At 67.7% G+C, this 629-nt stretch carries 1 protein-coding gene; it reads left to right on the top strand.

The annotated features are described in order from the left end of the window. Positions 1-9: 9 nt before the first annotated feature. Positions 10-629: class I SAM-dependent methyltransferase (locus tag AC08OU_RS23945; protein WP_476605882.1), on the top strand; the 620-nt coding region annotated here is incomplete at its 3' end.

The raw sequence follows: 629 nt of genomic DNA, 5'->3' as shown, positions 1-629 counted from the left end.
ATAGTCGTCATGGCCACCTCGGTCCGGCACGATCGGACGGTCGGAGCGGCGGCGGCCATCCGCCACCACTACGACGTCGGAAATGATTTCTACCGGCTCTGGCTGGACCGCTCGCTGACCTACTCCTGCGCGCTGCGGGAAGGCGCGGACGACACCCTGGAAACCGCCCAGGAGAGGAAGCTGCGGTTCCATCTGGACGCGATTCGCGCCGACCGCGCCGACCGCGTTCTGGACATCGGCTGCGGGTGGGGCTCGATCCTGGGACGGCTGGCGGAGACGCACCGGGTGCGACGCTCCGTCGGTCTCACCCTCAGTGCGGAGCAGGCGGCCTTCGTCCGGTCCCGCGGCTATCCCGGCGTCGAGGTACGCACGGAGGACTGGGCGCACTACGAACCCGGCACCCGGTTCGACGGGATCATCTCCATCGGCGCCTTCGAGCACTTCGCCGGACCCGACGACTCGCCCGCCGAGAAGATCCGCCTGTACCGGGAGTTCTTCACCCGCTGCCACGACTGGCTGAACCGGGACGGCGTGTTGTCGCTGCAGACGATTGCCTACGCGAACATGTCCCGCGAGAACGCGAGCGCCTTCATTCAGCAGGAGATATTTCCGGCGGCGGATCTGGGCCT

The sequence above is a fragment of the Frankia sp. CcMO1 genome (assembly GCF_977945845.1).
This window is presented reverse-complemented; position numbering and strand designations above follow the sequence as displayed.